Annotated in this window: 17 protein-coding genes; 7 read left to right on the top strand and 10 right to left on the bottom strand. The window is 40.7% G+C overall.

The features are described 5' to 3' along the window. The first annotated feature begins 49 nt into the window (after window positions 1-49). The 3 genes from H6G28_RS23750 to H6G28_RS23760 all read left to right on the top strand — a co-directional run bounded on the left by H6G28_RS23750 (window position 50) and on the right by H6G28_RS23760 (window position 2,734). Window positions 50-439, top strand: coding sequence for a GxxExxY protein (locus H6G28_RS23750; protein ID WP_190674731.1), 390 nt, complete (start codon window positions 50-52; stop codon window positions 437-439). 65 nt (window positions 440-504) lie between these two features. Further along, the gene (locus H6G28_RS23755) at window positions 505-1,767 is read left to right on the top strand and encodes an MFS transporter (RefSeq protein WP_190674734.1); all 1,263 of its coding nucleotides are present in this window, start codon (window positions 505-507) and stop codon (window positions 1,765-1,767) included. Window positions 1,768-1,771: 4 nt separating this feature from the next. Continuing rightward, window positions 1,772-2,734 carry an N-acetylglucosamine kinase gene (locus H6G28_RS23760; protein WP_190674737.1) on the top strand — a complete coding sequence of 321 codons (963 nt, stop codon included), beginning with the start codon at window positions 1,772-1,774 and terminating at the stop codon, window positions 2,732-2,734. A 221-nt stretch (window positions 2,735-2,955) separates the two neighbouring features. On the opposite strand, the gene H6G28_RS23765 is transcribed toward H6G28_RS23760, so the two are convergent. The 3 genes from H6G28_RS23765 to H6G28_RS23775 form a co-directional block, all read right to left on the bottom strand. Continuing rightward, window positions 2,956-3,198: a hypothetical protein gene (locus H6G28_RS23765; RefSeq protein ID WP_190590961.1), complete on the bottom strand. Its 243-nt coding sequence runs from the start codon at window positions 3,196-3,198 to the stop codon at window positions 2,956-2,958. Window positions 3,199-3,354: 156 nt separating this feature from the next. Further along, window positions 3,355-3,903: a phosphate-starvation-inducible PsiE family protein gene (locus H6G28_RS23770; RefSeq protein ID WP_190674741.1), complete on the bottom strand. Its 549-nt coding sequence runs from the start codon at window positions 3,901-3,903 to the stop codon at window positions 3,355-3,357. An 86-nt stretch (window positions 3,904-3,989) separates the two neighbouring features. Further along, a complete protein-coding gene (locus tag H6G28_RS23775) occupies window positions 3,990-4,916 on the bottom strand; it encodes a tetratricopeptide repeat protein (RefSeq protein ID WP_190674744.1) in 927 nt (308 codons plus the stop codon). Between the two features lie 273 nt (window positions 4,917-5,189). On the opposite strand from H6G28_RS23775, the gene H6G28_RS23780 reads away from it, so the two are divergent. After that, on the top strand, window positions 5,190-7,238 hold the full coding sequence (locus H6G28_RS23780; protein WP_190674745.1) for an elongation factor G: 2,049 nt from the start codon (window positions 5,190-5,192) through the stop codon (window positions 7,236-7,238). 113 nt (window positions 7,239-7,351) lie between these two features. Here H6G28_RS23780 and H6G28_RS23785 read toward each other — a convergent pair whose 3' ends face one another. The 6 genes from H6G28_RS23785 to H6G28_RS23810 all read right to left on the bottom strand — a co-directional run bounded on the left by H6G28_RS23785 (window position 7,352) and on the right by H6G28_RS23810 (window position 14,531). Further along, entirely contained in the window at window positions 7,352-7,861 is a 510-nt protein-coding gene (locus H6G28_RS23785) for an Imm1 family immunity protein (RefSeq protein ID WP_190590968.1), read from the bottom strand. Continuing rightward, entirely contained in the window at window positions 7,861-8,244 is a 384-nt protein-coding gene (locus H6G28_RS23790; protein WP_190674749.1) for a deaminase, read from the bottom strand. The genes H6G28_RS23785 and H6G28_RS23790 overlap by 1 nt, the downstream gene beginning before the upstream one ends. 45 nt (window positions 8,245-8,289) lie before the next feature. Then, window positions 8,290-9,033 (bottom strand): M50 family metallopeptidase, encoded by a 744-nt coding sequence (locus H6G28_RS23795; protein ID WP_190674752.1) that lies wholly within the window; start codon window positions 9,031-9,033, stop codon window positions 8,290-8,292. A gap of 362 nt (window positions 9,034-9,395) precedes the next feature. After that, a complete protein-coding gene (locus H6G28_RS23800; protein ID WP_190674755.1) occupies window positions 9,396-10,220 on the bottom strand; it encodes a double zinc ribbon and FHA domain-containing protein in 825 nt (274 codons plus the stop codon). A gap of 299 nt (window positions 10,221-10,519) precedes the next feature. Continuing rightward, a complete protein-coding gene (gene pgl, locus H6G28_RS23805) occupies window positions 10,520-11,242 on the bottom strand; it encodes a 6-phosphogluconolactonase (RefSeq protein WP_190674758.1) in 723 nt (240 codons plus the stop codon). Window positions 11,243-11,708: 466 nt separating this feature from the next. Next, window positions 11,709-14,531: a CHAT domain-containing tetratricopeptide repeat protein gene (locus H6G28_RS23810; protein WP_313933908.1), complete on the bottom strand. Its 2,823-nt coding sequence runs from the start codon at window positions 14,529-14,531 to the stop codon at window positions 11,709-11,711. 528 nt (window positions 14,532-15,059) lie between these two features. Here H6G28_RS23810 and H6G28_RS23815 point away from each other — a divergent pair. Further along, entirely contained in the window at window positions 15,060-15,350 is a 291-nt protein-coding gene (locus H6G28_RS23815) for a hypothetical protein (protein ID WP_190674761.1), read from the top strand. A 566-nt stretch (window positions 15,351-15,916) separates the two neighbouring features. On the opposite strand, the gene H6G28_RS23820 is transcribed toward H6G28_RS23815, so the two are convergent. Then, window positions 15,917-16,972: a hemerythrin domain-containing protein gene (locus H6G28_RS23820; RefSeq protein ID WP_190674763.1), complete on the bottom strand. Its 1,056-nt coding sequence runs from the start codon at window positions 16,970-16,972 to the stop codon at window positions 15,917-15,919. Window positions 16,973-17,228: 256 nt separating this feature from the next. Here H6G28_RS23820 and H6G28_RS23825 point away from each other — a divergent pair, with 256 nt between their 5' ends. Beyond that, window positions 17,229-17,969 carry an LmeA family phospholipid-binding protein gene (locus tag H6G28_RS23825; protein ID WP_190674766.1) on the top strand — a complete coding sequence of 247 codons (741 nt, stop codon included), beginning with the start codon at window positions 17,229-17,231 and terminating at the stop codon, window positions 17,967-17,969. A gap of 26 nt (window positions 17,970-17,995) precedes the next feature. Next, window positions 17,996-18,544: a DUF2231 domain-containing protein gene (locus tag H6G28_RS23830; protein WP_190674813.1), complete on the top strand. Its 549-nt coding sequence runs from the start codon at window positions 17,996-17,998 to the stop codon at window positions 18,542-18,544. The last annotated feature ends 58 nt before the right edge of the window (window positions 18,545-18,602 follow it).

Here is an 18,602-nt window from a genome sequence, read left to right on the forward strand (position 1 = left end):
CGAACCACAAAGGACGCGAAGGGCGCAAAGGAAGAGAGGAAAAGAGAAGATGAGACATTTAAATGAGCAGTTAGAAAATTTAGCTTACGAGGTAATTGGGGCGGCCATTGAAGTACATAGGATTTTAGGTGCTGGGTTTTTGGAGGAAGTGTATCACAAGGCTTTGAGAGAAGAATTTATCATGCGTGGGATTCCTCACAAGTTTGAACATCCAGTGAAAATACACTATAAAGGTCGTCCAGTGGGTGAAGGAAAATTAGATTTTTTAGTTGGAGACTCTTTAATTATCGAATTAAAAGCTGTACAAAACTTAACGCCTCTTCACGAAGCTCAAGTCATCTCCTACCTTAAAATGACTAACTACCCTTTAGCTTTACTCATCAACTTCAACGTCCCTCTCCTTAGAGATGGCATCAAACGCATAATCCTCTCTTCTTAACTTCTCTTTTCCTCTCTTCCTTTGTGTCCTTTGCGTCCTTTGCGGTTCGTTAAAAAAATTATCCTATGTCACGCTCCCCCTGGCTTTACATCCCCACCTTATATTTTGCCTCCGGTGTACCTTACATCATCATCAACACCGTCTCCGTCATCTTTTACAAAAAACTCGGCGTAGACAACACCCAAATTGCCGTATGGACAAGCCTTCTCTATCTCCCTTGGGTCATTAAAATGTTCTGGGGGCCAATTGTTGATACTTACTCCAGCAAACGCAACTGGATACTCTACACCCAACTAGCAATGTTCTGTTGCTTGGGTTTAATTGCCTTTTGTTTACAATTGCCCAATTTCTTTTTTATCTCCCTCGCCGCCTTAACAGTGGGAGCATTTATTTCTGCAACTTATGATATTGCCACAGATGGCTTTTATCTATTAGCTTTAACTCCTGAACAGCAAGCCTTTTTTGTCGGCATTCGCTCATTATTTTATCGGCTGGCGGTGATTTTTGGTTCAGGACTACTAGTTGTTTTAGCGGGACAACTTGAAGGCTATCTCAAGAATATTCCCTTAAGTTGGACTGTAGCCATTGGTTTTTCGGCAGTAGTTTTAGCCATACTTTCTCTGTTTCACCGTTTCAGTTTACCCTTACCCGACTCCGATCAACCACGGCAGTTACAAGCCACAGATAAAATCCCATTTTGGACAATTATTAGTTCCTATTTTGCCCAAGAAAAAATTATAGTCGTTCTAGCATTTATCTTGCTTTACAGATTTGGCGAGGCGATGCTTGTTAAGTTTGCTTCTTTATTTTTGTTAGATAAACCAGAGGCGGGAGGATTGGGTTTATCGACATCTGAGGTGGGTTTAGTATACGGCACATTCGGCGTAATTTCACTCATTGCTGGCGGGATTTTGGGGGGATTGGTTATTGCTAAATATGGGTTAAAAAAATGTTTATTCCCGATGGCTTTAGCCTTGAATTTGCCAGATGTATTTTATGTCTATATGGCTTATGCTAAACCTTCTCTAACCTTGGTTTATCCACTGGTTTCATTAGAACAGTTTGGTTATGGTTTTGGGTTTACAGCTTTTAGTGTTTACTTAATGTATGTTTCCCAAGGGGAATATAAAACATCCCATTTTGCTATATCTACTGGGATTATGGCTTTAGGGATGATGCTACCCGGAATAGTTAGCGGTTATTTACAACCATTATTAGGATATCCATTATTCTTTAGCTTGGTGTGTTTGCTGACAATTCCAGGAATGATTGTTTTATTTTTTATCCCCTTAAAAGCAGAAGCACAAAAAAGAGCGATCGCACATTAACACCATGACTTATGTTATCGGAATAGATGGTGGTGGTAGCAAAACCGTCTGTATTTTGATGGATGATAAACATCAAGTGCTAGGTCGCGGTGCAGCAGGCGCATCTAATTATCAAAGCATCGGTGTTACAGCAGCAATCCAATCAATTCATTCTGCTATTCAAACAGCAGCAAATGAAGCATTAAAGTTCACAAGTACAATTCAAATATCAGCCATCTGTTTAGGTTTAGCTGGTGTTGGACGTTCTGATGATATTGCAGTAGTTAAAAGTATGGTGCAGGAATTACAAAACAGTCAATTCCTACCGATTACTTGGGATTTACAACCAGATAATATTGTAATTTGTCATGATGCGTTAATTGCTTTAGTTGGCGGAGTCGCTCATGATGTGGGAATTGTGGTAGCGGCGGGTACTGGTTCCATAGTTTTTGGTCGAAATCACCAAGGAGAAACTAAACGTGTGGGCGGTTGGGGACATATTTTAGGTGATGAAGGTAGCGCCTATAAAATTGCTGTTGCTGGTATACAAGCAGCATTAAAATCTTATGATGGCCGGGAAATATCAACAAGTTTAATCAAAGATTTTCAACAGCATCTGGGTTTGCAGAATATAGCAGAATTAATCGAAATAATATATCGGCGCGGATGGGGAGTTAAAGAAATCGCATCTTTAGCACCAATTGTAGATTTAGCAGCCGCTTCGGGTGATAAGTTAGCGAATAATATAATTAATGATGCTGTTAAAGAATTGGTAAAAGCTACATCTACAGTTATTGAGTCAATTTTTAGTCCTGATTCAGTTGTGGAAATTGTGACAACAGGTAGTGTATGGCAAGGCAAATCTCAAATATATGAGAGATTTACCACAGCCCTAGTTAATCAGTTTCCACACGTAAAAGTAATGTTTCCAAGGTATGAACCTGTTTATGGTGCTGGGTTATTGGCTTTGCAGAGTTTGGTAAGATAAAATTCGTATTTTTTGTACTTGTTAAGTAAGGATAATTGAAAAGCTTAATATGTCAGTATTGGGATATTAAGAGGACTTACGCAACTGGCATATTTTTTCTGTAGGGTGCGTGACGGCGAGCAAATTTGAACGTAGTTATGAGACTTATTGTGTCACGCACCAACCAACGATTGTGACACTTGCGTAAGTCCTGATTAAAAAATCACTTTAATTTTTATTTTTTACATTTTGCCGTGTTGCAAAACTTGTTGCAGATGTTGGCGAATTTCTTGTGCATGTTCTATGTCAGACTGGCGCAGTCTTTGAAATAACTCTACACAAGGTTGAGAGTTTGCTTGTTGTGCATCTTGGATGTATTGATCATACGCTTTGACTGCTTCAGCTTTATTATGCAGTACGGTGACAAAATCATATTCTAGGTTGCTAATGGGTTGTTGAGATTGTCCGTTACCTGTAGTAGTCATATTATTGACCTTATGTAAGTTTCTATTTAATTTCTACTTACCCTAAAAGCGCAATTCATCTCTCTAAAAGCGTAGAAAAAAGCACAAAGGCTGCTGATGCAGCCTTAAATAAAAGTTGGATTTTTATAACCACAGAGTTATCACCTATTGGATAATTTATGTCAGTGGTTGATGTTTATCACACTGATGTGAATAGCGCAATTCTTGTTCTGGTTGTTTTTCTCTACCCCCTTGATAGACAATGGGACAAAATTTGGTGTTAGCACTGATGCAGTCCATGTGTGGTGTCTTGGCACAGACTAGTAGTAAGCTGCCTAAAATAAATAACAAGCCACAAATTGCGGCTGTTTGAATCCAAGAAATTTCTAAGGCTCCGTGAACTACTACTTCTCGCAGAACAGAGACAATTGTAACTTCCACTGCTACACCAACAGAAATGCTGTGTTCTTGCAAGTAAATCATTAAGAGTCGAAATAACTCGACTAATATTAAGACAAAGAGAATTTTGGCAGTTACTTGTTTATAGTCTAATGTGTGGGTTAGAGCAATAATTATGCTCCATATCTGCATAATCATGACTGCAAATAAGCTTAAGCACAAGACAATCACAAGTAAGTCTTGAAAAGCTTCCATATTACGAGCGATTGAATGTCGATCAAGCCAGCGATCGCAAAATAAAAAGCGACTTTTGAAGCGTTTTTGCATTGGTATTTTCCTATGAGGTAAATTTCACCCCACACCAGCTAGTCTATCCATTTCTCTTATTGTGACTTAATATTAAGATTCGCGCCTCAGCGTGGTTGGTAATTTAAATTTTGTACTTGTTGCAACAGTTTTTCGGAATTTTGTACCCACTGAACATTTCCTTGAGCTTTATATAAATCTCTCGCATATTGCAGTACTTGTGCAGCTTCGGCATATTTTTTTTGCTGCATAAATACTAACCCTGCACCATAATAAGCATTAGGATAATTAGAGTTAGATTCGGCAGATTTTCTAAAGGCTACCAATGCTTCATTTAATTTCTTTTGATTAAACAAAACTGTTCCTAAATTATAGTGAGCTTCTGCATATTTAGGATTAAGTTTAATAGCTTGGCGAAAGGCACTTTTAGCTTTATCTAGTTTACCTTGTTGCAAATAACATATACCCAGATGATAGTGAGGCTCCGGCGCATTTTTACTATATTCTGCGGCTTTTTTAAAGGATGCGATCGCCTGTTCCCAATTTTGCTGCTGTTGTCTCACTAAGCCCAAGTTATAGTGAGCAAAACCCAGTTTAGGATTTAATTCTATCGCTCTTTGTAAATAATCGTTTGCCTGTTGGACATTATTACCTTCTAATAAAGCACCGCCTAAATTGGCAAAAGCTAAGGCAAACTGGGGATCGGCTTGGGTGGCTTGATAAAATGCGTCGGCGGCTGGCTTTAATTGTCCGCTTTGCCTATATGCTAACCCTAGATTGTAATGGGCTGCGGCTAATCTTGGTTCTAGCTGAATGGCTTTTTGGAAGGATGCGATCGCCTCTTGCACTCTTCCCGCTTGAATTAACTGTAAGCCTTGATTTAACCAGTCTACAGCCGCTTGATTAAATGATTGTGCCAGCAATACAGCAGGCTCCACAGGCAAAGTTGTGGGCGTTAGCCAAAAAATACTACCACCCAAGAATGTGAGATTTATTAACCCTATTATGGGATATTTATAGAATAACCAGCCCATTTTTCGCTAATTTTAATTTAGATTAAGCTAATAAAAAATTTGGTCTTGCTGTTAGTTTTAACAAATATTTTAACTTTTCCATTAAAGTTTGATTTGCTTAATATTTCTTAAGCTAAATCTTACGACTGACTACAATTTTTTTAGCATCTGATTAAAAGGAGGATAATTACAAATTAAAGCAGGGATGATTCTTGGTTAAGAGCCAGAATATTTATCCCCAAAAAATACATACAGGTAGTGCAGGTAAGAATAACTTACCGCAAGGGAGGTTGTATGAGCGAAAAAGTCAACACGGGTTCGCGGAACGTTGCAATTGTCGGCCCTTATTTAAGTGGAAAAACTACCTTACTTGAAAGTTTATTGTTTGTGACTGGTGCGATTTCTCGCAAAGGCAGCGTTAAGGATGGTAACACAGTTGGAGATAGTGCAGCAGAATCGCGCGATCGCCAAATGACTGTAGAAGTTAGCGCCGCCAGCACCGACTATAACGGAACTCGGTTTACCTTTATAGATTGTCCGGGAAGCGTAGAATTTGCCCAAGAAACTTACAATGCTTTGATGGGAGTTGATGCAGCAATTGTCGTTTGCGAACCCATACGCGATCGCGTCCATACTCTTGCTCCTCTATTTAAATTCTTAGACGATTGGGAAATTCCCCATATTGTCTTTGTCAACAAAATGGATCGGGCAAATATTCATGTTCTCGAAACATTACACGCCTTAAAAGCCGTTTCTAGCCGTCCATTAGTGGCGCACCAATACCCCATTATGCAAGGGGAACAATTAACAGGCTTTATTGATATGGTAAGCGAACAAGCTTATCAATATCATCCCGGCGCAGCAGCCGATCAAATACCTTTCCCCGAACATCTCAAAGCCGAAGAACATGCAGCACGAGCCGAAATGCTCGAAGCTTTAGCAAATTTTGATGACCACTTACTGGAAGAATTATTAGAAGATATTGAACCACCCCAAGAAGAAATTCTCAACGATTTAAAAATGGAACTAGGCGCAGATTTAGTAGTTCCTGTCTTCTTTGGGGTTGCAGAACAAGATTATGGCGTAAGACCGTTATTAGAAGCACTGCTACGAGAAGCACCAGAACCAGAAAGCACCGCCGAACGTCGTTTAAAAGCAATCAACAGCAAAGCACCTTTAGCGCAGGTATTAAAAACTTACTACACTCCCCAAGGCGGTAAACTTTCCCTAGTGCGAATTTGGCAAGGTAAATTAACCGATGGGATTGTCCTCAACGGTGTGCGTGTGGGTGGACTTTATCGCTTGATGGGACAACAACAGCAATCTGTGAATGAAGCTGTGGCTGGCGAAATTATTGCTTTAAGCCGGATGGAAGGTGTGAAAACAGGTGATACCCTCTCCACAGAAACGCTAAAAACCACACTATCAAAAGCCGAAGAGTTAGAACCTGTATATGCGTTGGCAATCACACCCGAAAAACGCAACGATGAAGTTAAACTCAGCAGTGCGATCGCTAAACTATTAGAAGAAGATCCTTCCCTGGCTTGGGAACAACATGGCGACACCCACGAAGTTATTCTCTGGGGACAAGGCGAAATTCATTTACAAGTCGCCTTAGACAGACTGCGCCGCAAATATAACTTGCCCATGTCTACCCATCTGCCGCAAGTACCTTATAAAGAAACAATTCGTAAACCCGTTACCTCTGTACATGGGCGTTATAAACACCAAAGCGGTGGACATGGACAGTTTGGTGATGTCTTCCTCGATATCAAACCCTTACCACGGGGTGAAGGCTTCAACTTTAAAGAAACCATCGTCGGTGGCGTAGTTCCCAGACAGTATATTCCGGGTGTAGAAGTCGGTGTGCGGGAATTTCTCGCGCATGGGCCTTTAGGCTTCCCCGTTGTGGATGTGGCTGTAACGCTAACTAACGGTTCTTATCACAACGTTGATAGTTCCGAACAAGCCTTTAAGCAAGCTGCACGTTTAGCAATGCAAACAGGGATACCCCAAGCGCAACCCACCTTACTAGAACCAATTTTGCGCGTAATAGTAACCACACCCAGCGAATTTACCGCCAAAGTCCTGCAATTGCTGAGTGGAAGACGGGGACAAATTCTCGGTTACGAAGGTAGACAAGATTGGCAAGGCTGGGATAATATTTCTGCGTATTTGCCTCAAGCAGAGATGCAGAATTTTATTGTTGAGTTGCGATCGCTCACTTTAGGCGTTGGTTCCTTCCACTGGGAATATGACCACCTGCAAGAAGTACCAGAAAAACTTGCCGAACGTGTGCTTGCTAGTAACGGTAATGGTAACGGTAACGGCAACGGCAAGTAATATTGAGTAAAAAATGTCTTCTCTATTCAGAATCTTGGAGTGGTAATATTTATCACTCCAATTTCTTGCTTCACAACAGTTAATTTTTTAATAGGCAGAATGTTTATCCATTTTTATACCAATACTAAAGATTCATCTTCTTGCCAAGTAAACAAAGGTTCAAGTTCACCTGATTCGGCAAATGTGATTGCAGCTATTAAGCATTGGGGTAAATTAACACAAATTTTCTCAGAATAATTCCCTGCTTGTCCACCTACAACTAATTTTTGCTCATTTGCAGAATTTGTATTTTTGTTGTTTGCATTTATTAATGATTGATAAAAGATAGATAAATTAATTTTATCATCAGAAGTATCTGAGTTGGTTATTTCATAATTAACTGGATGCAAAAGAGAATAAAAAATCTCATTATCTAAAGTGACAGTAACAATATATTGACCTTCATTACCTCCACCAATCATCATATAACTTTGCTCATCAGCTTCTAAACTAACTAAAGTTTTACTTTTACCATCTAACTCACAAATAGCTGTTTTTATTTGTTGCCAATTAGGATTTTCAATGAAAGTTTCTTCATTTTTGTTCCCTGTCCATTTATCTGTATATAGTTTGGATACAAACATTATTTGCTCCTTGTCTTCGGAACTGTAACTTTAATGGTTTGACTTCCACTGGAAGTAATAATCTCTAATTCTTCTATACCTAATTGATAAGCCATAGAATTAACAGCGCCTTGTAAACCACAAGCACGACATAAATCTCTATCTACTATCAAACGCGCTTTGGCTGCTTTAATACCAGCTTCTAATGCTTGCTGAAAGGCATCAGCTTCCGCATGAGTTTTAGAAATAATATTAACCTTCAAAGTTATTTGCCGACGATAGGGATTACTACTAGAATTTATACCAAAAAAAGTTTGACCATTTATTTCTAGTTTAGCAATTGTTGAGCCGTCATTTTCACTATCAGCAGGAGGTAAACCCAGATGCTGTCTATATTCAGCCAAGTCATCAAAAATACTGTCCGTTTTTGCTCTCCTTTGAATTGAGTATTACACTGAACGATAGGCAATGCGGAGACTTTGAATCAAGATAATCAAAGAAGCGATCGCCATCAAGCCGCCCCAAAACCAATAAGGTAAAAGTAAATATCTTTGCATCTGGGCTGTGTCAGATAGCCCCAAAGAACCAGCACTATAACTAAATAAATAATTGAGTTGGTGATAAGTACTCACGCAAGCTTGGACACCCAAAAATTGAATAGCAAAACCTTGCATCCAACGGGGTGCTTTTAAAGAAATACCAAGAATAATTAAACCTAATAAGGGAACTGCTAACAACCCAAACCAAGAACGCACCCAAATTAATGTAGATAACAATAGAAAACTACCTAAAACTTTTAAACTCAAAGATGCGGCTTTAAAACTGCGGGAAGCCAGAATCAAAGCTGCACCAGCAATTGGCGGCCCCATCGGCCCAGCCGCAGCGACTAAACCGGGGCCAAGGGGGCCAAGTGAGGTGGCGATGCGGTAAGTAGCTACACCGGAACCATTGCTAAAAATTTCTAACTTTTGAAACTGTCCACCTAAAATCAGCGCCATTAAACCGTGTCCCATTTCGTGAAACCAAGTTGCCAGAATGGTGAACGGGTATAAAATATAGTCGCCGCCGGGAACCTGCCACAACACAGCCGTAGCGATCGCAGCTGCAACTAACCAAGTCAACCCCATACGTTCTACCTCTGGTGGGGCTTCTGTAGAGAGCAAAGTTGCAAAATCTTTACTTGGTTCCTTCATGGCGTACTTTCCTGAATGTAATTACCCCAATGAGTGGAGTGTCTTTTCATCCATCCTAATCTAAGGAGGCAGTGGTTCGGCTACGCTCACCAACCGGAGACAGGAGGCAGGAGGCTGAGTGTGGGGAGTGTGGGGGGAAAGACTTCTTCACCATCCTCCCACCCCTCCCCCACTCCCCTTTCAAGGGCAGGCTTTTTTTATTAGACAAATTTTTGGGCTTTTAAAACCAAAATTATTGTCTGAACAGTTAAAACTACGTTTCATAATTGAGAATATTCTCAACTATTTATCGAAGGTTTAAAAACCTGCCCTTGAAAGCCCCCACTCCCCACTCCCCACTCCCTACTCCCTACTCCCTTTTTTTAAGTTAACTGAAAGATAAATGTTACCAAGTCACCTTTACCGAGGCTGATGCGATCGCCTGGGCGGAGGCGGTGTCTGTTCCCTGGTAATAATGGCAAGTTATTAATATAAGTGCCATTGGAACTACCGACATCTTCAACATAGAAAGCATCTCCCTCAACGCGAACATCTGCGTGGATGCGAGAGACAATTTCTGAATTACTAAACCCGGAAACATCGATATCGGGGGGGATGCGATCGTTGGGTTTACCGATGTGAATTACCGACAGGCTTTGGGGTAACTCAATTTCGCGCTCACTTTGAATGTGAACTAACCGCGCTGTTACCTGTTGTAACTGAGTTCTAGATACACCTGCGGGGGCTTGTACAGGTACAGGTGCGGGTACTGTTGCTTCTGGTTCAGGTACAGGTTCAGGTGCGGGTGCGGGTTCTGGTTCTGGTTCGGGCGCAGGTACAGCAGCTACAGGCGGTGGAGATGGAGGTGCGCTTTCCACTGCTAAGGGTTGTTGTGCTGTGGCTGGTGGTGCATTAATTCCTAGTGCGTCTGGTTGTAACAGATCCAACAAAGGATCTGGTGTCACTAATGGTGGTACTTGTATAGGAACTTCGGGAGCAACTGTAGGTGCAACAGCCGCAGGAGGAACAGGAGCAGGTGCAGCAGCAGAATGGAGATTAAACCCACATTGACCGCAGAAAGCAGCATCAGCCTGTACCGTTGCTCCGCAGTTGGGACAGTTACTAGTCGCTGGTAAAGGCGTATAGCAAGCTTCGCACTGGACAGCGCCGTTGGGATTGGGATGATTGCAATTCGGGCAGACGATCATTGATTTAAGCCTTTGTTGAAGATCAGCGTTAGATAGCACTGGTAAGCAGAAAAAACTCCGTAGATGCTTCTGCTTCCACCAATCAGCAGTTTTGCAAGGGGGCAATTCTAGCTTTCGATTTTAACAACTACTCATGATAATGAAGAGTGCTGAGTTGAAAGTGCTGAGTGCTGAGTTAAAAGACCACCCAAAAGGACTGGGGAATAGAGTATAAATCTACATCTGGTGAGAAGATGCTGCCCAAAAGGGGCAAGGCATTTGTACTTTTTACTTAACTCAGCACTCAGCACTCAGCACTTCTAGTTTGGCAATTCCGCCCCAGCCGCCGCATCTAGTAGCCACCAAAGTTCCCCTTGAGGGCGAATTAAGCGAGATGGGTAGCTAAAGTCATCAGCTTGAGGGGCAAAGACTTGGGCTAAAGCTGGACGTTTATTAGCACCAGCTACTACAAAAATCACGCTACGAGCAGCGTTGATAAAAGGGTAAGTAAAGGTGATGCGAGGATTGCCATCTTTATTACCCACAGTCACTAAGCGATCGCTCACTTTTAAGGCTTCGGTGTGGGGAAACAAAGATGCTGTATGGGCATCATCACCCATACCCAGCAAAATTACATCTAATGATGGAAACTCACCGGGAGCAGAATGAAAAAATTCTTGTAAATCCTGCTCATGCTTGGCAGCCGATAAAGCTGGATCAGCGTCTAAAGTGGGCATAGCGTGAATATTGGCGGCGGGGATATCAACACGGTCTAACCATGCACGCCGCGCCATTAATTCATTGCTATCGGGATGATCAGGGGGAACGTAACGCTCATCACCCCAAAAGACGTGAATTTTATCCCAAGGCAAATCTTTTGTAGCGATCGCTTCATATAAAGGCTTGGGTGTACTCCCGCCAGATAAGGCAATCGTAAATTGCCCCCGTTGAGCAATGGCGGTTTCTAACTTCGATAAAATTAACTCTAGCGATCGCGCTATCAGCGCAGACTGATCCGATAGAACTTCTACCTGTTTATTCATGGCTTGATAATTACATTGCCGGCTTCCAGCAATACGATACCGAACTTCTTACAAACCCTCCTTTGAACTTTTGAAACTTTTAACATCTAAGACTTATGCACCAAGATTATCTGTGAACAATGGGTGTAGGGGTGAAAGGGTTTTAGATACCTACACCCATATACCCCTACACCCTTGCCCAAACTTTTGATTTTTCATCTCACTGCATAAGTCCTAACATCATCAGTTAGGTGGGCAAAGTTTAACCTATTTTATGGTTATCATCTGTCAGGTTATTTTGTCCGTAGTCAGTGGTACTAACTGGGAAGAGGGGTGTCAGGGTTTAAGGGTGTACTTCGACCCTTCTCCTGTCGGAGACGCTACGCGAATGACAGGCTCAGGGCGGCGCTGCGCTCAGTAACCAGGGTGTAGGGAAATAAGCTCCCGTAGTACTCACTCAAGGTAGGAAAGAGTTTGCTGTAACCTATCACCTATCACCTGCTACATTCCGCAAAGGTGTCCAATTACCCGAAGGAACAAACGCCGCCCAAAATCTGGGATGCTGATATTCTTGTGTTTTGAGTAAATCTAACTGTGCTGCACGCAAAGCTTCATGTCTTCCTTTACCTGCTTGCAAATTCTGGTAATACTTCGCCATCAAATCTTTTGTTGCAGCATCATCTACTAACCACAGACTTAAAACTTGGGTTTGAGAACCAGCAATTACTAAAGCGCGACGCAAACCATACACACCATCGCCCACTTTGACATCGCCTCTACCAGTTTCACAAGCCGACAGCACCACTAACTGATTAGAACGTAAATCTAAACCAGCAACTTCCAGCGCCGTCAAAATCCCATCATCACCTGTTGTTACCTGATTACGTTTGTTTGCACCAGCTAAGGCTAAACCAGAACGCAATAAGGGGTTTTCTACTGCTAATATCTTTTGTGAATTTGGTTTTTCTGCCGAATCTAATGAGGCGTTGATATTTTGGGCAATATCAGCGATGAAAAAACCGTGAGTTGCCAAGTGGAGAATCACCGGACTATGTAATTTTTTCACTGCCGTTTCTGTGGCATTTTTTCCTAATAATAATTTGGCATTTGGCAAAACTTTTTTAATGGCGATCGCTTCATATTTAGTTGCAGACAAGGGCAGAAATTCCAAGGTTGCCAAGTCACTAGAGCGTTGATTTGGCAAGGTCTGTACACTGGGCTTTTTATTAGAGGCAACAGTTGTATTTTGATAGTCATAATCAATATCTGCCAACACAACCGGAGGCGAAGTATTACTAAAATTTGACTGGAAACGTAATAAATCCCGCCCAGTTGTCAGGTAAGAAAATGAATAACTCTGAATTAAAAATTTGTCTTGCTCATCTTTGAGAGCTTCAAAAGGAATTAATGTTAATTGTCCATCAGGAGAAATTAAAATATGCCGCGCATCACCCAACAAAGGGCGAATGGGTGTGATTAATTTTTCATCTAAAGTGCGAGCCAGTTTATTAAATGTTCTACCAATGGCTAACGCTGTGCGGAAATCTATCGCTAATTTATCAATTTCTGCGGCTTCACCTAAATCAACCCATGTTGGTTGACCTTGAGAACGCAATACCACTACCGCATAACGGGGTTTCCCAAATTTTTCCGCTTCCGTTGTGGCTTTGACGTTGAATGGTTTATACTGCACAATCTCTAACAAAGCAGCATCTTGAGGTATTTTGGCTTGGACAGCTAATAAATCGACTGGTTGAATTTGCTGACGAAATTCGGCACTTTTCACACTAATTTTGGCTTCTAGTTTTTCCTTTTCTGATTCCAATTTTCCTATCTGCTCTGTTGGGTTAGCAGTTTGTTGTGTTGAACGGGAAAAAACTAAGGCTGATAATTGCTGTTGTATTTGGAACCATTGAGTAAATAGTTTTTGTGTTTCGGGATTTTTATCTAATTTGCTGCGTAATATTTGGATGCTGTCTGCTACAGCATCTAAGACTAGCCCTTTGCGACGTAATACAGTAGTTAAAGCTAAAGATGCGGCGGCTGGATTTTTCCGTGCTTCTTGTAAAGCCAGGGAAACAGTAGCATCAGTTGTCCCCGCAAAAGTCTTAATATAATCCTGTTTGTTTTTTTCTGAGCCAACAGCAAAAATTAAATCAAGATTTTTGGCTTGAATATCTAACCCACGACGCTGAAAATCAACAGCATGAACAATATCACCCTTGGCTTGATACAGAGAAGCCAAATTAGTTAAGCTAATAGCCACATCAGGATGTTGTTTTCCTAATACCTTTTCATAAATGGCTAAGGCGCGGAGATGGATAATTTCTGCTTGTTTATATTTTCCTTGTGAACTATATAGTGCAGCCAAATTATCTAATTTATTCGCAACATCGGGATGTGATTTACCTAAAATCTTTTCACTAATAGCTAAAGCGCGGAGATATAAAGGTTCTGCTTTAGTAAACTTTCCTTGGGCATTATACAGTGCAGCTAAATTATTTAAAGTAATTGCAATATCGGGATGTTCTTTCCCAAAAACCTTTTCATAAATAGCTAAAGCACGCAGATGCAGTGCTTCCCCTTGTTCATATTTCCCCTGGGAATCATAAAATAATCCCAAATTATCTAAGATAGTTGCAAAATCAGGATGTGAATTACCCAGCAACTTTTCATAAATAGCCTCTGAGCGGAGATACAATGGTTCTGCTTGTTTAAATCTACCTTGTAGACGATACAGTCCAGCTAAATTATTTAAGCTAATAGCGACATCGGGATGTTCTTTGCCAAATATCTTTTCATAGATAGCTAAAGCACGCAGATGCAACGGTTCTGCTTGTTCATATTTGCCCTGTTTTCTATACAGTAAAGCTAAATTATCTAAGCTAGTGGCAATCTCACGATGGAAGTTACCCAATAATTTTTCTTTAATAGCTAGTGAGCGGAGATACAGAGGTTCTGCTTGTTGATATTCTCCTTGTGCTTGATATAGTGCAGCCAAATTATTTAAATTAGTGGCAACAATTAGATTTTCTTGACCAAGGACTTTTTCTCTAATAGCTAATACACGTTCAGCTAAAGGGATAGCAGTACTATATTTTCCTTCCTGGTATAACTTGATGACTTGTTGATTTAGTTCTTCAGCTTCCTTTAAGGCTGCTTGTTGCTCTGGGGAATATGTAGGAGTTTGCTGTTGCGCCATCCCTTTGACTGGCATACTTAACACTAACCCTGGTGTTATTCCCGTCACCATTATCCAAGGAGCAAGACACACACCCGTAGCATTAATCGCACTGAAGAACTTTTTCACAATCAACTCACAAGCATTTTGGTTTGGTTAAGACATCAATCATGTCCGCCCTCAGAATGTTTTGTAAAGCTGTTGTCAACAAAACTCAAAACCTTCTTCTTCCTCTCCGCGCCTTTGCGCGGCAGTCGCTACAAGTCGGGAAACCCGCCCAACGCGCTGCCTTGCCTCTGCGTGAGACAATCCCACAAAATTTCTCGACACTTCACCCTCAGAACCTCAACATTCAGCCTCTAAACCTCAACATTCAACCTCAAAGGCTTACTTTTCACCCTTTGAACTTCAACATTCAACCTTAAAGGCTCAACTTTTACCCTCAGAACCTCAATGTTCAAGTAAAAAGGCTGAAAATTCTAATTCAAAGGCTCAATTTACTATTGAAAAACCAAAATTTTATCTTTTGTAGTTGACAGTTTTGTGGTTTTCTTCATAACATTTGTTGGGTTCCACTTCGTTTCACCCAACCTACAAACTCAGGCGATCGCACTTGAGTTTCTCAAAGTAAAATTACTTTATTTCTTTCTACTTACTATGTCGCTGGATTACCCGGACTACGAGGAACTACGAAAGAGAAGCAAATTTTTAGGATTGCTCTGGCGACTTAGTGATGTGGGCTATTATTTCGGATTAATTGGTAGCATTATTTGGCCGTTAGCGGTGATTGGTTGCCAAATGACAAGTCGAAAACGTCAGTTGCCTTGGGATAAAGCCTTTTTGCTTCTAATCTTAGGTATGCTACTCTATCTCAGTCTTTTCTGGGGGGCTACACAGTTTAAGAAATTTGTATTAAGAAGAGGAAAAAGCCTGAAGAGTAAGCTTTGACAAATTTTGGTGGTAGCGAGTAGGTTGGGTGCAGGCGCACAAGAAATATTGACAACAAGATAGCAAATGTATATTGCGCCGTAACCCAACACAAAATCAGAATATATTGAGAAAATATTTTGGCAGGTAAAATAATTGCAGCATAAATTTTACCATCGAAATTGAGTTATTTTTGTAGTTGACAATTTTGTGGTTTTCTTCATAGCATTTGTTGGGTTCCACTGCGTTTCACCCAACCTACAATATCAGGCGATCGCACTTACGCAGTAAGAGGATGTTTGAAAAGTATTTATTCGTAGTTTTAAGTACTCGTTGATCCCCCCTAGCCCCCCTTAAAAAGGGGGGAATTAATCTCAAAGTCCCCCTTTTTAAGGGGGATTTAGGGGGATCTAAAATATTTTGCTACCAACAAGCAGACTTTTAAAACAACCTCTAAGACAAAATATCAAGGGTATAAGGGTGTAGGGGTATGGAGGTGTATGTATCTAAAACTCTTACACCCCATACCCCTTTAACCCCTAAACCCAACCTCCACAGACAATCTTGGTGCGTAAGTCCTATATAAATTAGACATTTGCTCCAGTTGCAGTTCCACCCAATCGTTGTTGAATTTTGGCTTTAGCTGCTTTAAATTCGGTAGCGAGTTGCTCACTTTGTTGAGTGTTCAAGTTGTTGCGGATGGCAGCAAACATTGTGCTTTCTTCTTGACGAATGTGGTCGCCAACAATATCCATCAAATTTTTGATTCTATCTTTAAATTCAGAGGTTGAAGGACTAATACCTTTGATTTGATTTAAAAGCCGCTTCATTTCGGCTTGTTCATCATAGAGTTCTTGGGTATCGCCTTCACCATAGAAAGAGCGAACTCTGGGGTAAACTACTTCCTCTTCAGCTTCAGCATGGGCAGTTAAATCTTTGTAGATTTGACCAAAGTATTCTTGAATCTTTTGTGGATCATTGCTTTGGAGCAATTCAGTAAACAAGATATTTACTTTGTTATGATCCAAGCGAATCACGTCTTGGATGTTCATATCTTGTTTGTCAGTACCTTGGGTAACAGCACTACCTACTGCGCCGCTAAAGGCTGCGATCGCATCTTGAACTCTTGCCCAAATTCCTTGGTCGGCATCTTGTCCAGTTAACTCACGCACACCTAAGATTTCGATAATACCTTTGAGTTGCTCTTGGTGAGCGCGGTTTTCAAAGTTAACGGGATTGATAGGCCCAATGGCTGCTAGAACATCAGCACCAACTTTTTGTGCTGCTTTATGGACTAACAAGCCACTCAAAACTTGTTGATGTTTTAATAATTCGTGCTGGGATACTTTTTCGTAGAAACTCAGTTCCGAGCCTTGCATCAGTTTGCGAACTTGTTCAACCATTTGCTGAACAGTTTGTTTCGGTTCTTTCTGAATACCATACTGCACGATTACAGTTTCGATGATGCCCAGATTTTTGCGATCGTCTTCTAGAAAGTCACGGATACGATCAGAAATTTCACTATCTGTAGATTCTCTCAAAAATAGCTCTTCATTTTCAATCAATAATTGTTGAACTAATTTAATACTAGCTAATTTACTAGCAATAGCATCGCGCTTTGTATCATCTAAAGTTAATACCATTCTGAAGTTCTCCTCAAAAAGCAATCGGATTATTACTAGTCACAGCTTGTCATAAGACTTAATCATCTTTCCTCTTTCTTTTGAGCGATTAATTTCAGAACTCTAGATAGAAAACAATCTTTTTTTACATATAGAGTTTCTGATTCTTCTTTTAGAGATACACAGAATAATTTTTGTCTCCATCGTTGGGTAGATAAAATTTTGCAATTATTTTTCTAAATTGTCCAAAGAGAGTCAAACACGAGATAAGAGTGCGATGTCAGAAAGCCCTGGAATCGGAGAGCAAGCACTAAATAAAGCTGCCGAAATAGGATTATCTAGCCAATTGGATGAAGTGGAAAATCTAGATGTCAACATCAAAACTGATCCAATAAAAATGCTTCAGGGGCAAGTCGATGCAGTCACAATATCAGGTGAAGGTTTGGTGATGCAGCAAGACCTCCGAATGGAGGAATTAGAAATGCAAATGGGGAATGTTGCCATTAATACTTTAAGTGTGGCTTTTGGCAAAATTGAATTGACTAAACCGACAGAAGCTAGTGCAAGAGTTGTATTGACTGAAAATGATATCAACCGTGCTTTTAATTCGGAATATGTACGATCGCAACTTCAAAACCAGAAAGTGCATATTAATGGTCAACTCATGAGTATAGAACCCCAATCGGTAGAATTTCGCTTACTTGATCATCAAAAGATATGGCTCAATGCAACCATTCAATTAAAGGAAACAAGAGAAATTCAACAAGTTGCTTTCTCTGCAATACCTAAAGTCAGTGCTAATGGAGAAACTGTATCGTTAGAAAATGTCGAGTATGGCGGAGGTGAAGAAATCTCACCAGAATTAACAAAAGCTTTGATTGAGCAAACCAGCGAAATTCTCAATTTATCTAATTTTGATTTAGAAGGTATGAGCTTGCGAGTTAAGCAAATAAAAGTAGAACCAAGTAAATTAACGCTGCAAGCAGAAGCTTATGTAGAACAAATTCCCTCAGCTTAAATCAAGGATAATTATTTATGGAAACTATGGAAACTTCAGACACAACATCGGCTTCTAGTCCTTTTCCCAATATTCCACCGATGATTGAGAGTGATGATCGAGAGTATCGTGATACTGGCGTACCTAGCACAGTTGCGATCGCCGGACATCCCTTACACCCTTTAAGTGTCATTTTCCCCATAGCCTTTTTAGCAGCAGCTTTAGGAAGCGATTTTGGCTATTGGTTAACTCGTGATTATTTCTGGGCGCGGGCTTCTTTGTGGTTGATTGGACTCGGATTGGTTGGAGGTTTAATTGCAGCTGCGATCGGGTTAAGCGACTTTTTGAAAATTGAGCGAGTCCGTAAACGCACGGCTGGTTGGGCTCACCTGATCTTGAATGTTTCTATCTTAGTTTTAACGCTGTTGAACTTTATTTTGCGTTGGGGTGACGCAGAAGCCCGGATTGTACCTTGGGGATTATTAATATCTCTGGTGGTGGGAACGTTGACTAGTGTTTCTGGGTGGTTTGGTGCAGAACTTTCCTATCGTCATAAAATTGGTGTAGTAGGGGCTGGTAGTAAAAGATATCCATAACTTTATTTGAGATTCAAGTTATGACGGGTAAAATTTTGTTGAGTTTCTAATTTGTAGA

The organism is Nostoc sp. FACHB-190, from assembly GCF_014696905.1.
GTDB lineage: Bacteria > Cyanobacteriota > Cyanobacteriia > Cyanobacteriales > Nostocaceae > Nostoc_B.